11 protein-coding genes, 2 tRNA genes and 1 other annotated feature (1 of these 14 running past the window's edge) are annotated in these 13,776 nt (G+C 36.5%); all 13 genes read right to left on the bottom strand.

The genetic code is table 11. From position 1 onward, the window contains the following. Window positions 1-106: 106 nt before the first annotated feature. Window positions 107-1,051: an ABC transporter ATP-binding protein gene (locus KPF49_RS00115; protein ID WP_219490121.1), complete on the bottom strand. Its 945-nt coding sequence runs from the start codon at window positions 1,049-1,051 to the stop codon at window positions 107-109. Next, a complete protein-coding gene (locus KPF49_RS00110) occupies window positions 1,032-2,087 on the bottom strand; it encodes an ABC transporter ATP-binding protein (protein WP_183672915.1) in 1,056 nt (351 codons plus the stop codon). The genes KPF49_RS00115 and KPF49_RS00110 overlap by 20 nt, the downstream gene beginning before the upstream one ends. Before the next feature lie 4 nt (window positions 2,088-2,091). Beyond that, entirely contained in the window at window positions 2,092-3,012 is a 921-nt protein-coding gene (locus KPF49_RS00105; protein WP_276516319.1) for an ABC transporter permease, read from the bottom strand. 5 nt (window positions 3,013-3,017) lie between these two features. After that, window positions 3,018-3,950 carry an ABC transporter permease gene (locus KPF49_RS00100; RefSeq protein ID WP_183672913.1) on the bottom strand — a complete coding sequence of 311 codons (933 nt, stop codon included), beginning with the start codon at window positions 3,948-3,950 and terminating at the stop codon, window positions 3,018-3,020. A gap of 60 nt (window positions 3,951-4,010) precedes the next feature. Further along, window positions 4,011-5,636 carry a peptide ABC transporter substrate-binding protein gene (locus KPF49_RS00095; RefSeq protein WP_183672912.1) on the bottom strand — a complete coding sequence of 542 codons (1,626 nt, stop codon included), beginning with the start codon at window positions 5,634-5,636 and terminating at the stop codon, window positions 4,011-4,013. Window positions 5,637-5,802: 166 nt separating this feature from the next. Further along, window positions 5,803-5,875, bottom strand: a tRNA-Asp gene (locus KPF49_RS00090). A gap of 34 nt (window positions 5,876-5,909) precedes the next feature. Beyond that, a tRNA-Glu gene (locus tag KPF49_RS00085) sits at window positions 5,910-5,981 on the bottom strand. Between the two features lie 156 nt (window positions 5,982-6,137). Then, window positions 6,138-7,424, bottom strand: a complete 1,287-nt coding sequence (locus tag KPF49_RS00080) for an adenylosuccinate synthase (RefSeq protein ID WP_183672911.1) — start codon at window positions 7,422-7,424, stop codon at window positions 6,138-6,140. A gap of 107 nt (window positions 7,425-7,531) precedes the next feature. Beyond that, window positions 7,532-8,941, bottom strand: coding sequence for a replicative DNA helicase (gene dnaB, locus KPF49_RS00075; RefSeq protein ID WP_183672910.1), 1,410 nt, complete (start codon window positions 8,939-8,941; stop codon window positions 7,532-7,534). 11 nt (window positions 8,942-8,952) lie between these two features. After that, window positions 8,953-9,399 carry a 50S ribosomal protein L9 gene (gene rplI, locus KPF49_RS00070; protein WP_183672909.1) on the bottom strand — a complete coding sequence of 149 codons (447 nt, stop codon included), beginning with the start codon at window positions 9,397-9,399 and terminating at the stop codon, window positions 8,953-8,955. After that, complete coding sequence (locus KPF49_RS00065; protein WP_183672908.1) at window positions 9,399-11,372, bottom strand: DHH family phosphoesterase; 1,974 nt, start codon at window positions 11,370-11,372, stop codon at window positions 9,399-9,401. The genes rplI and KPF49_RS00065 overlap by 1 nt, the downstream gene beginning before the upstream one ends. Window positions 11,373-11,375: 3 nt before the next feature. Further along, window positions 11,376-12,296 (bottom strand): DUF2232 domain-containing protein, encoded by a 921-nt coding sequence (locus KPF49_RS00060; RefSeq protein WP_183672907.1) that lies wholly within the window; start codon window positions 12,294-12,296, stop codon window positions 11,376-11,378. Between the two features lie 64 nt (window positions 12,297-12,360). Continuing rightward, window positions 12,361-13,638 carry a serine--tRNA ligase gene (gene serS / locus KPF49_RS00055; protein WP_183672906.1) on the bottom strand — a complete coding sequence of 426 codons (1,278 nt, stop codon included), beginning with the start codon at window positions 13,636-13,638 and terminating at the stop codon, window positions 12,361-12,363. A 51-nt stretch (window positions 13,639-13,689) separates the two neighbouring features. Next, window positions 13,690-13,776: a binding site (T-box leader), on the bottom strand; it runs 109 nt beyond the window's last position.

The raw sequence follows: 13,776 nt of genomic DNA, 5'->3' as shown, positions 1-13,776 counted from the left end.
TCCTCCATTCTAGAGAAAATAAATAAATCTCTATTTTATATTTACGTAGCTTAATACAATTATTATACTATTTCTACTAATTATATCATGAAAAAACCTACAGTAATTATACTGTAGGTTTAAGTGTGGACCATTTTTCATATTCTTTTGACGTGCAGTACACGAGATGTTCGTCACCAAAATCTCTAAGTTTTAAATCTTTTTCTTCTTCTGCACTATATTCAATATGTTTATAAGAAATACGTTGACGAGTTTTCTCACTCTCAGGGTCTGGCTGTGGAACCGCAGAGAGTAGGGATTTTGTGTAAGGGTGAATAGGATTGTTATATAAGTCATCCGCTTCACCAATCTCTAATAATTTACCTTTATACATTACAGCGATTCTATCTGAAATATATTTAACCATTGATAAGTCATGCGCTATGAATAAGTAGGATAATCCACGCTCTTTTTGGATTTCTTTCATCATATTAACGACTTGTGCTTGAATCGACACGTCGAGTGCTGAAATCGGCTCGTCTGCGATGATAAGTTTCGGGTCAAATGATAACGCACGTGCGATACCAATACGTTGACGTTGTCCGCCTGAGAATTCGTGTGGATATCTCGACGCGTGTTCTTTGTTCAAACCAACAGATTCAAGTAGGTAGTTGATTTGTTCATTGCGTTCTTTTTTATTTTTATACAGTCCATGAATATCGTAACCTTCACTTAAAATTTCTTTAACTGTCATACGCGGGTTTAATGACGCATAAGGATCTTGGAAGATCATCTGCATGTTCTGATAAAATTGCTTCATCTCTTTTTTATTTAGCTTTGTTACATCTTTACCGTCAAAGATAACTTCGCCACCAGTCGGTTCGTATAAGTTGATAATCGTACGACCAGTAGTTGATTTACCACATCCAGATTCTCCAACTAAACCGAGAGTCTCTCCAGGTTTAATTGTAAACGATACGTCGTCGACTGCTCGAACTTCGTTACTCTTAGAATTAAAGTATTTTTTTAAGTGGTTCACTTCAAGTAATGGTTTACTCAACACTTTCACCATCCTTTAGATTGTACTTACTATAACGCGCTTTAATTATTTCAGGGATTTCTGTTTTTGGTGCGTTAGGATGGAGTCTCCAAGTTTTCGCCATATGTGTGTCACTAACTTTAAACATCGGTGGGTTCTTCTCATAATCAATACGCATCGCATATGGATTTCTCGCTGCGAATGCATCACCTTTTGGTGGATCCGTTAAATCTGGTGGTGTACCAGGAATCGTGCGTAGTTTTTCTTCTCGACTAGATCCTAAATCTGGCATCGAACCGAGTAAGCCCCACGTATAGGGATGTTGTGGATTATAAAAAATATCTTCAACCGTTCCAATCTCTACAATTTCACCTGCATACATTACAGCAACTCTATCTGCAACGTTTGCAACTACCCCTAAGTCATGTGTGATGAAAATAATTGATGTGTTAAATTTCTTTTGCACGCGTTTCATTACTTCTAAAATTTGTGCTTGAATTGTCACGTCTAGTGCTGTTGTTGGTTCGTCTGCGATGAGTAACTTCGGATTAGCAGCGAGTGCAATCGCAATGACTACGCGCTGTCTCATTCCCCCTGAAAATTCGTGTGGATACTGTTTTACACGCTTTTCAGGCTCTGTAATACCAACAAGTTCTAATAACTCAACCGCACGACGATTCGCTTCAGACTTAGAAACCTTTTGGTGTTTTAACATTACCTCTGTAATCTGTTTACCAATTTTCATCGTCGGGTTTAAACTTGTCATTGGATCTTGGAAAATCATACTAATATCGTTACCACGTACTTTTTCCATTTCTTTATCAGATAATGATAAAAGATTTGTATCATTAAATAAAATTTCTCCGTCTTCATAAATCGCTGGTGGAATAGGAAGTAATTGCATAATCGCTTGTGACGTTACACTTTTACCTGATCCTGATTCACCAACAATCGCAAGTGTTTCCCCTTCTTTAACGTCAAAAGTTACATTACGAACTGCCTGAACTTTACCAGCATATGTTTTAAAATTTACTTTTAAGCCATTCACTTCTAATATTGTTTTTTTCATACAATCACTTCCTTAACTTTGGATCTAGTGCGTCACGTAGTCCATCTCCAACAGTATTAAACGCAAAAATAGTTAAACTAATAAATGCCGCTGGGAAAAACAGTCTCCACGGTGCATTTTGAAGTGCTGGATAACCGTCGTTAGCCATCGTACCCCAACTTGCAAGCGGAGCAGGTACACCAAGTCCTAGGTAACTTAGAAATGCTTCTGTGAATATTGCTGATGGAATCGTAAGAGTCATTGTTACTAAGATTGCACCTAATGCGTTTGGTATTAAGTGCTTCATAATTAGATGCCCTGTAGAAGCACCAAGTGTACGCGCTGCAAGCACATATTCTTGGTTTTTAAGTTTTAAAATTTCAGAGCGTGTAATACGCGCCATATTTACCCAACCTGTAATAGATAGGGCAATGATCATTGGGAGTAACCCCGGTTGCATTACAACAAGTAAAATAATAACAACTAATAAGTATGGAACTGCTGTTAAAATGTCTGCAATTCTCATCATAAACTCGTCAACACGGCCACCTTTAAGCCCTGCAATCGCTCCCCAAGTTACACCAATAATCAGGTCAATAATCGCTGCAGCAAATCCGATGAATATTGAAATTCTCGCACCGACAAAGACACGTGTAAATATATCTCGTCCTAGATCATCTGTACCGAAGAAGTATGTACCGTTAGGTGCAATATTATAGTCACCAGTTTGCTGACGATACGTAAAATTTGAAAACATCGGTACAAAAATCGCGCCTATAATGATTAAAACGAGCGTAATAAGTCCGATTAATGCTAATTTGTTTTTTAGAAAACGCATCAACACTTCTTGCCAAAAGGATATTGATTTTTTTGATAATTTTTCTGCTTTATCAGTTTCAACTCCAACAATCTCAAAGTCTTCAGGAGAAAGTTTTTCGTATTCTATTTCTTTCATTTCGATTTGCCTCCTCCGACTTTAATACGTGGATCTATAAATCCATAGAGAATATCTACAATGAGTACTGCGAGTAATAAAATAATAGAGTAGAACACTGTCGTACCCATAATTACCGTGTAATCACGGTTTGAAATACTATTTACGAAGTGTTTACCGAGTCCTGGAATTGAGAAGATTTCCTCAATTACGAAACTACCTGTAACAACACCAGCAGTTAATGGTGCTAAATAAGTAACTACTGGTAATAACGCGTTTCTTAGTGCGTGTTTATAAGTAATCACAACTTTTTTAATTCCTTTAGCTTTTGCCATTTTTACATATTCAGAATTTGTTTCTTCAAGCATTGAAGATCTCGTCAATTTCGCAATAAATGCCATTGGTGTTGCTGCTAAAGCGATCGCAGGTAATATCGAATAAATAAAACCTTTCCATCCTGCGATTGGGAATATATTTAATTTCAGTGCTAAATAGTACTGAAGTAAAGTCGCCATTACAAATGATGGTATGGATATACCGAGTACAGCGATTATCGTTGTAAGATAATCGGGCCATCTATTATGGAACAACGCTCCGATAACTCCGATTAACACACCAAATGCAACCGCAATAAACATTGCTTCTAAACCGAGTGTCATTGATACCGGGAAACTTTCTTTAATAATATCGTTAGTTTCACGATATTTATACTTCATTGATGTACCAAAGTCACCCTTAGCAGTATCAAATAAATAATCTTTATATTGAATGTACCACGGGTTATCTAAACCGTATTGTGCGTTTAAATTTGCTTCAATTTCTGGAGGTAATGCACGCTCTGATGCAAATGGGTTACCTGGTGCAATTCTCATTAAGAAGAATGTTGCAGTCACAATTAACCACAATGCAATAAATATATATAAGAGTCTTTTACCTATGTATGCTAACACGATGTAGCCCCCTTAAAAAATTAAAGGTGAGCGGGTTAGACTCACCTTTATTAATTATTTTTATTCTTTAATCTTCACGTACTTAAGTTGTAAGTTACTGAGTGGATCTGGTTCCATGTTTTCCACGCGGTCAGATTTTACTGCAATGTTTGTATAGAAGTAGATTGGAGCGATTGGATAATCGTTCATGAATACTTCTTCCGCATCTTGTAGTAACTCTGTACGTGTTGCCTCATCTGTTTCAACTGTTGCTTTGTCGAGTAGGTCTTTGTACTCTTCATTTTCCCAATCAGTTGTATTATTTCCGCCTTTACGTTTGTATAATTCTAAGAAGTTGTACGGATCGTTAAAGTCTCCAACCCAGCCGTAACGACCAGCTTGATAATTTAAGCTCTTAAGCTCTTCTAAGTAAACTTGCCACTCAGAGTTGTCTAACGTAACATCAACTCCAAGTTTGTCTACCCAGTTTTGTTGGACGTACTGCATAATTGCAGCGTGTGCTTCACTCGTGTTGTATGATAATTTAATTTTTACGTCAGATGCGCTGTTTAAGCCTAATTCATCTAAACCTTTTTGTAGTGCTTCTTTTGCTGCTTCTTCGTCATTTGACTCGAAGTAGTCTCTTTGTTCTTCAAATCCTTCCATTGTTAATGGAACTAATCCCGAAGCTGGTGCTTGTTCACCTTTAGTAACATTATCAATTAAACCTTCTCTGTCAATTGCGATTGTTAATGCTTCACGGATGTGTTTGTTTTGAAGAACATCATCTCCAGTGTTAAATGTAATCATGTATGTTCCAGCCATGTCTGAAACGTGTAACTCATCTGCTTCTTTGAAGCGGTCTAATGCGTGTAAATCCACTGAGTTAAACGGTGCGCCTAGGTAGTCTAAGTTACCAGCATCAAACTCTTTAAGTGCTGTTGCTTCACTTTCAATCATACGAACGTTTACTTTATCTACATCTACGTTGTCTTTGTCCCAATACTCATCGTTTTTATTTAGAGTAATGTGATCTGATGAAGCAAACTCATCTAATGTAAATGGTCCGTTACCGATATAGTTGTCATCGTTAGGATTTTTGTATGCATCCGGATTTTCTTCTGAAACTTTTGAGTTCACAGGGTAATATGTATAGAACGCTGTTAACTCATCGAAGAAAGGTGTTGGATTAGTTAATTCAACTTCTAACGTTTTGTCGTCAACTGCTGTAACTTTAACGTCTTCTTCTGAACCTTCCCCTAAGTTATATTCTTCTGCCCCTTGAATGTAATACAGTTGATATGCATAGTCTGCAGCATTTTCAGGATTCAATGCCCATTTCCATGCATATTCAAAATCTTCTGCAGTTACTGGGTCACCGTTTGACCACTTTGCATCACGTAATGTGTATGTATAAGTTTTTCCATCTGCAGATACGTCAATATTTTCAGCCATACCCTCAACAGGGTTACCATCTGAATCTAAACGAGTTAAACCTTCAAATACACTCGCTAAAATAACCCCAGAAGTTGTGTCTGTTGCTAAAGCAGGGTGGAATGCTGGTGGATCTTCATTAATAGAAACATTTAATTCTTTTAATGCTTCACCGTCTTCTCCTGTACTAGAAGAAGAATCTCCACCGAAATCACACGCTGCTAACACAAGCGTTAAGCCAAGTAACAAAACTAAAGCTTTAAAATTTCTCAAAGTAAATCCTCCTTTTTAAAAACCGTTTTATAAAACGTTTTCATAACTATATTTTAATCATATTCTTAATTTTATGTCAATAGAGAAAAATAAAATATTCTGATTATTTTAAAAATAAAAAAATATACTAAAAAACCTCTAGCGATACTTCACTAGAGGTTAAATACGGTCCCGACGGGAATCGAACCCGCGATCTCCTGCGTGACAGGCAGGCATGTTAACCGCTACACCACGGGACCTTCAGATATGAATTTAATTTTAAAAATAAAAAAGTGACCCCTACGGGACTCGAACCCGTGTTACCGCCGTGAAAGGGCGGTGTCTTAACCGCTTGACCAAGGGGCCAGATATCTGAACACAAAACTTATTATAGCATCTACTTAAATTAAAGCAAGGCTTTTTTAAAAGTTTTTTAAATATGTTCTAAATTTAATGTAAAATACATGTTTTTTATTATTTTTTTAATAAAAAAGCTATCTCAATCAAGAGATAGCTTCTTAATTATCCCCAAAGGTCAGCGAGTAAGTTTGTTTGTTCTCTGTCTGGTCCGACTGAGAATATTGATACTTTAACACCACATAAGCGTTCGATTTCTTTTAGATAATTAAGTGCGTTTTCTGGTAAGTCTTCTAACTTACGTACACCTGTAATATCTTCTTTCCAACCTGGGTATTCTTTATAAATTGGTTTTGCTCTTTCTAGTTCGTCTAATGTTGCAGGATATTCTGTAATTTCTTTTCCATCAATTTCGTAAGCAACACAAATTTTTACTGTGTCTAATCCACTTAATACGTCGATTGAGTTTAGTGAAAGATCTGTAATTCCACTTACGCGACGTGAGTGACGCACAACGACTGAGTCAAACCAACCGACACGTCTTGGACGTCCTGTTGTTGTACCATATTCACGACCAACTTCACGAATATGATGACCATCTTCATCAAATAATTCAGTTGGGAACGGGCCATCTCCAACTCTTGATGTATATGATTTACATACACCTACGATATGTTCAATGAACGTTGGGCCTACACCGCATCCAACTGTAACATTTCCTGCCACTGGGTTAGATGAAGTAACGAATGGATATGTTCCATGATCAATGTCTAGCATTACTCCTTGTGCACCTTCAAATAGTACACGTTCATTCGCTTGAAATGCGTCATCTAAAATCTTTGCTGTGTCACATACATATAGGCGCAGACGATCTGCAGCTTCTTTGTATGTATTGTAAATTTCTTCATAATCAAAACCATCATGATTAAACATCGATTTTAAGTACGCATTTTTATATTCAATATTTTCTTTGAGGCGTTTTTTAAACACTTCATCGTTCACTAAATCTGCCATACGGATACCGATACGTTGAATTTTATCAGCGTAACAAGGACCAATACCTCGTTTTGTCGTACCGATTTTGTTGTCACCACGTGCTTCTTCTTCTAATTCATCTTGTGCTAAGTGATATGGTAATACAACATTTGCACGGTTTGAAATTCTTAAGTTATCAATATTAATACCACGTGCTTCTAAACCATCGAGTTCTTTAATAAGTGATAGTGGGTCGATGACGACACCGTTACCGATTAACGCGATTTTATCATCAGCGAAAATTCCTGATGGTACTAGGTGTAATTTATAAGTTTCACCACCAAATTGAATCGTATGACCTGCGTTGTTACCGCCTGAGAAACGTGCGATGACTTTCGCTTCTTCAGCTAAAAAGTCTGTAATCTTACCTTTCCCTTCGTCTCCCCATTGTGTTCCGACTACTACTGTTCCAGACATAAAAAAAGCCTCCATTAAGTCTATTTTAACCGTCTTATACTGTACCATTAAATATCCTTAAAATCAATATAAGTAAGCACTTCTCAGTTGAATTGAGAAGTGCTTCACTAAGGTATCTCTGGAGGGATATAACCCTCTTCATAATTTTCAACTGCGAGATCTATAAAGTTACTATGTTGCTTATTGAACATCAGTTTTACTGTACCTGTTGGTCCGTTACGATGTTTAGCTAGAATGATTTCTATTTCATCTTGTGTACTTTGTGTACCTTCATCATCTTCACCTTCACCGCGGTTATAATAATCATCACGGTATAAAAATGATACGATATCCGCATCTTGCTCAATCGAACCAGATTCACGTAAGTCACTCATCATTGGACGCTTATCTTGACGTGATTCTACACTACGTGAGAGTTGTGATAACGCAATAACTGGGCACTCCATTTCACGTGCAAGTGCTTTTAACATACGTGAAATTTCAGATACTTCTTGTTGACGGTTTTCCCCGCGATTTCGCCCTGTGCCTTGGATGAGTTGTAAATAGTCGATGATGATTAGATCTAGACCGTGTTGTGCTTTTAGCTTAATACACTTTGATCGAATTTCATTGACTCGAATTCCTGGAGTATCGTCAATAAAAATATTCGTATCAGATAACTTACCTGTAACGTGTGCTAAATTATCCCATTCTTCTTGATTTAACTGTCTGTTACGTAAACTAGCTGAATCAATATGTCCAACACTAGAAATCATACGTGTTGCAAGCTGTTCAGCCCCCATCTCGAGAGAAAATATCGCAACAGTATAATCATTCGCACTCGACATTCCGACGTTTTCAGCGATATTTAATGCAAATGCAGTTTTACCCATCGATGGACGGGCAGCGATAATAATTAAATCGTTTGGTTGTAAGCCACTCGTCATTTTATCGAGCTGACGGTAACCAGTTGGAATTCCTGTAACACCTGTATTGTCTTTACCAGACTGTTCATCGAGTTCTGTAAAGATTTGTACTACGACATCTTTCATCGTTTTAAAGCTGTCACGTCTTTTATTTTGCTCGATATCAAGCATTGATGTTTCCGCTTCTGCAATTAAGTCTTCGATATCTGTTTCAGCGTTAAAACTATCTGTAGATAAACGCTCTGCTTTTTTAATAATCGTGCGTCTGAGTGAGTTTCTCTGAATGATTTCAGCATACTCTTCCCAATTTGAAGAAGTCGGGGACATATCAAATAATTTTGTAAGGTATGATAATCCTCCAATATCATTAACGATATTTTTTGATTTAAAATCTTCCATTAAATGAAGCGGACTAATCTTTTTACTTTCTTTTGTTAAATCTTGCATACTCGTAAAAATCATTTGGTGTGAGCGCTCGTAAAAGTCTTCAACATCAACAGTCGTTTCAACATCTAAAAATATTTCTGGGTCAATTAAAATAGCACCGAGCAGAGCTTGCTCTGCGTCGGTACTATGCGGCATTTGACGCGGAAAATTACTGTTATTTTCCATGACTACACCTCTTACTGTTCAACAACGTGAATTTTAAGTACTGCCGTAACTTCATGATGTAGTTTAATATCTACTTTGTGGTATCCTAATGCTTTTAATGGTTCTGGCATGTCTAATTTTCTGCGGTCGAGTTTAATGTCATGCTCTTTTTTGTATGCTTCAACAACTTGTTTTGTACTGACCGAACCAAATAAACGTCCGTCTTCTCCAGACTTCATTTTAATTGTGACTTCGATGTCTTCTAATTTTTCTTTTAACTCTTTTGCTTCTTCTAATTCTTCACGTGCTTCTTGTTTTTTTGCTTCTTTTTGTTCTTCTAACTTTTGTAAGTTACTTGGAGTTGCCTCTTCAGCAAATCCTTTTTTGAATAAGAAGTTTTGTGCATATCCTGCTGCAACGTCTTTTACTTCTCCAGCTTTACCAATGTTTTTTACATCTTTTAATAAAATAACTTTCATTAATCTTCACTCCTAATATCTTTCAGTTGATCGATTACACCTTTAAGTTCATCGTATAACTCGTCCATCGTGACGTCGGTACGTCTTGTTGCGGCGTTTGTTAAATGACCACCACCGCCGAGTTCTTCCATAATAATTTGAACGTTAATATCACCTAAAGAACGTGCAGAAATCCCGATTGAATCATCTTCACGCGTTGCGATTACAAATGATGCACGCACTCCTTCAATTTGCAGTAATGAGTCTGCAGCTTGTGCGACTGTCACTGGGTGATATGTCATCGTTTGGTCTGCTTTAACGATTGCGATACCATCTGAATCAATTTCAGCAGATTTAATTAAATCACTACGTGCGATAAATGTATCGATATCATCTTTTAAGAATGTTTGTGCAAGAACTGGGTCAGCACCGTTTGAACGTAAATAACTTGCAGCGTCAAACGTACGACTTCCTGTTCTTAGCGTATAGTTTCTCGTATCGACAATAATACCTGTTAACATAATTGTCGCTTCTAAGCGTGACATTTTATTTTCTTGATATTGATACTCAAGTAACTCTGCAACAAGTTCACACGCACTTGAAGCATATGGTTCCATATACACAAGAAGTGGGTTAGAGATCATTTCATCGGCACGTCTATGGTGGTCAATCACAACTTTACGTGTCGCTTTGTTTAAAATATCTGTGTCGAGTACCATAGAAGGTCTATGCGTATCAACGACGACAACTGTCGTACCAGGCGTCATCAAGTCAAATGCATCTTCTGATGAAATAAACGTATCATAAATATGTTCGTGATCTCTTACTTCATTCATCATACGTGTAAGTGTATCATCTAAATCTGTTTCATTTAAAACAATGTGTGCGTCGATTCCGTTTGATTTTGCGATTTTCGCAACACCAATACTCGCTCCAATTGAGTCAACGTCAGGGTTTTTATGTCCCATAATTAGGACATTTTCACCTTCGAGGAGTAAATCTCGAAGTGCGTGTGCCATAACACGTGCTTTAACACGCGTACGTTTTTCCATTGGATCTGTTTTACCACCGTAAAATCGAGCAGAGCCGTTCACTGATTTAATCGCAACTTGGTCACCACCACGTCCAAGTGCAAGGTCTAAAGCAGATTGGGCAAGTTGGCCGACTTCAATATAATCTGTCGAACCCTCACCAAGTCCGATTGAAAGTGTAATTTGTGCTCCAATCTCTTCTGTCGATTCACGTACTTTATCGAGAAGTTGGAAACGAGAATCTTCGACTTCTTCTAAACTCACATTTTTCATTGCAATCATGAAGCGGTCATTAGAAAATCTACGAATATATACATGATGCTCTTCTGCCCATTCATTAATTGTCGACGTAATGAGATTATTTAGTTCACTTTTTAAGTTTTCTGTCATATTTTGTGTGACGTCATCATAGTTATCTAAAAATAGAATTCCTATGACAGGTCGTTCTTCTTCTAACTTTTCTTTAAGTTCTTTTTCATTTGTAATATCGATAAAGTGAAGTATTGATAAGTCTTCTTCATAGTACACTTTATACGACTTATCACCATACTGAGTTTCAGTTTGATTCAGATTATTTGTTTTAATCATCGTTAATAGATTTGGAAAAGTCGTATTAATCGGTTCATTATAAAATTCTTCAGGCATGTGCTCTTGCATGTATTCGTTCATCCATATAATTTCGTCGTCATCGTTTAACATGACCATACCAATTGGCATATGATCAACTGTGTATTCTTTACCTTTCGCGATATCATCTGCTAACACTCTTAAATTTTCTTCAGATAAACTCAGCCACTTATTTGCATATATATAGACAAGCGCTAAGAGAATCGCACTCACTAAAAAGCTAATGACACCGAAACTAAAGTGATTCACAAATATAAACGTACTCAAAATTAAAATATGCAACAAGATAATACCAAACGGTATTAATATCAACTTCTTATCGAGTACTTTGAACATGTGCTATCTCCCTCCTGACTCTATGCGTTGTCTAAATTTAAATAACATATCGATAAAACCAACAAATAACGTAATTGGTTTAAGTAATATTGAAAATACCATAACAACTACAATCCACGGTGTTTTTAATTCTTTACTTTTTAAGAAGAATAAAATAAACGCTAACCCGTGAATATAAATGACCCATTCAAGTATAACCATTGAGTTTACAACGACTGAATAAATTGGATCACTTAACGAATCTTGAAATAGTGTTAAAATCATCACACCAAAGTATACATATGCAATGTTTCTAGGGAATTGCCACTTACTAAATGGTAAGTATGTCCATAACTCTTCTTTATCTTTTGAGAGTACTCGAATCATTAATATCGTATATAACGCAATAACAAATGCAATCACAAAAAATTGTGAAGGTATTAATATAAAGAAATCCTGAATTGCTGAAACGATCGTTTCAACATCGACTTCTTGGCCAGTAATACTTGATACCTCGTCGATTTGACCTTCATACCAAGATGTCACTAACATTCTCACTTTGTCAAATGACGGAATGACATTAAATGCTTGTAGTATTAATACACTCGCTAACGATAAAATCCCCATTAAAAATGTTAAGTACGTGAGTGTAACTTCTTGAGTAAATTTTTGCTTTAATGTCGCTTCAATTAACATGACCGAACATATTATCACGATAAACGTAATAAACGATAGTATTGAAAATACAAATAATGTAGGTACCCATATAATAAACACCGTCATAAAAAACAAACGGTCAGATTGTAATTTAATATCTAACAATAAGTATATGACAAAAGGAATAATTAAAAATCCTAGCACAATTGTATAGTCTGTAAGAATAAAATGTATAAGACTGACTACAAGTGCTGTAATAATTTTTAAATAAGGTATATCTTCTTTCAAAAATTACACACCCTAAACTTATAAAAAATATGCTCCTATAGAATAGGAGCATTCAATACTTTTATTATACCTTTTCGATGATAGATTGACCACCCATGTAAGGGCGAAGTACTTCTGGAATCGTTACAGAGCCATCTTCATTTTGGTAGTTTTCAATAATTGCTGCCATCGTACGTCCAACTGCTAAACCACTACCGTTTAACGTGTGCACATACTCTGGTTTTGCATCTTTATCTCGTTTGAAGCGGATGTTCGCACGACGTGCTTGGAAATCTGTCATATTTGAAATTGAACTAATTTCTCTGTAATCCCCATATTGAGGTAACCAAACTTCAACGTCGTATGTTTTTGCTGATCCAAATCCAATATCACCTGTACATAAAATCACTGTACGATGCGGGATTTCTAATAAGTTTAAAATATTTTCAGCATGACCAGTCATTTCTTCTAAAACTTCAAATGAATCTTCTGGTTTTTCAAAGCGCATCATTTCAACTTTGTTAAATTGGTGAAGGCGAATAAGTCCTCGCGTGTCACGTCCAGCAGAACCCGCTTCACTACGGAAACAAGCAGTTGACGCTGCAAATTTTGTCGGTACGTCTTCAATTGGTAAAATTTCATTTGCAAAATAGTTTGTTAATGTCACTTCTGAAGTTGGAATAGTGTACATTGACTCATCTTGAATTTTGAATAAGTCTTCTTCAAATTTTGGTAATTGACCTGTACCATACATCGCATCACCACGAACAATTTGCGGTGTCATCATTTCTTTATAACCGTTTTCTCTATGCACATCTAGCATGAAATTCATTAATGCGCGTTCTAAACGTGCACCGTCACCAGTTAAATATACAAAGCGTGAGCCAGATACTTTTGACGCACGTTCAAAATCTGCCATTTTTAGTTCATCCAGTAATTCCCAGTGTGGTTTTGGTTCGAAATCGAATTTTGTTTGCTCGCCAGTGCGGCGGATTTCAACGTTTTCTGAGTCATCTTTACCCACTGGAACTTCATCATTAATTAAGTTTGGCAGACGATCTAAACGATAGTTTAACTCATACTCGACGTCTTTTAACTCACCGTCAATATCAGAAATACGCTTACCAACTTCTTGCATTGCTTTAATATCTTCGTCAGCATCTTCTTTGTTACGTTTTTTCTCTGCAATATTTTGAGACACTTTGTTACGTTCAGCTTTTAATTCTTCTGTTTCTTTTAATAATGCACGACGCTTTTCATCGTACTCAAGAAGTTCGTCGATAACGACTGGATCCATTTCACGCTTTTTCGTCTTTTCTTTTACAACGTCTGGATTGTTACGAATAAATTTAATATCTAGCATTTTATTCCTCCTAATTTACCTGAAGATACAAAAAACCACGTCCCAATATACAAAAGGGACGTGGTTATATACGCGTTGCCACCCTAATTACATACGATTAACGTATGCATCTCATTTAAAAACGAAGTAAACTTCGTT

Source organism: Nosocomiicoccus ampullae (assembly GCF_019357495.1).
Taxonomy (GTDB): Bacteria; Bacillota; Bacilli; order Staphylococcales; family Salinicoccaceae; genus Nosocomiicoccus; species Nosocomiicoccus ampullae.
The sequence above is the reverse complement of the archived record's forward strand: the minus strand, read 5'-3'. Positions and strand labels throughout refer to the sequence as shown.

Excerpts from the sequence above, each read along its gene's own strand:
- rplI (WP_183672909.1), bottom strand. The coding sequence starts at position 9,399 with ATGAAAGTTATTTTATTAAAAGATGTAAAAAACATTGGTAAAGCTGGA.
- serS (WP_183672906.1), bottom strand. The coding sequence starts at position 13,638 with ATGCTAGATATTAAATTTATTCGTAACAATCCAGACGTTGTAAAAGAA.
- KPF49_RS00080 (WP_183672911.1), bottom strand. The coding sequence starts at position 7,424 with ATGTCTGGAACAGTAGTAGTCGGAACACAATGGGGAGACGAAGGGAAA.
- KPF49_RS00110 (WP_183672915.1), bottom strand. The coding sequence starts at position 2,087 with ATGAAAAAAACAATATTAGAAGTGAATGGCTTAAAAGTAAATTTTAAA.
- KPF49_RS00065 (WP_183672908.1), bottom strand. The coding sequence starts at position 11,372 with ATGTTCAAAGTACTCGATAAGAAGTTGATATTAATACCGTTTGGTATT.
- dnaB (WP_183672910.1), bottom strand. The coding sequence starts at position 8,941 with ATGGAAAATAACAGTAATTTTCCGCGTCAAATGCCGCATAGTACCGAC.
- KPF49_RS00115 (WP_219490121.1), bottom strand. The coding sequence starts at position 1,051 with ATGGTGAAAGTGTTGAGTAAACCATTACTTGAAGTGAACCACTTAAAA.